Source organism: Microbacterium sp. KNMS (genome assembly GCF_053851835.1).
The window spans coordinates 1-270 of the sequence record NZ_JBSQBP010000114.1; the positions used below are offsets into that span (position 1 = coordinate 1).

The 270-nt window shown below is 59.3% G+C and carries 1 protein-coding gene; it reads left to right on the forward strand.

Annotated features, from left to right (window positions below):
* On the forward strand, positions 1 to 270 hold a 270-nt coding region (locus ACWXWW_RS18050; protein ID WP_455971389.1), incomplete at both ends, for an alpha/beta hydrolase family esterase.

The window sequence follows — 270 nt, forward strand, 5'->3', positions numbered from 1 at the left end:
TATAAGGTCTATGTGCCGAGTGGCTATACCGGGCAGGCACTTCCAGTCGTCGTCATGCTGCACGGATGTACGCAGAACCCGGACGATTTCGCCGCCGGAACCCGTATGAACGACCTTGCCGAGGAGCAGACTTTTCTGGTCGCCTATCCCGGACAGCCGCAATCGGCCAACATGCAGAAATGCTGGAACTGGTTCAATGCCAGCGACCAACAGCGTAACTGCGGCGAGGCCTCTCTCATCGCTGGCATCGCAAAGGCGGTGGTGGCGGAG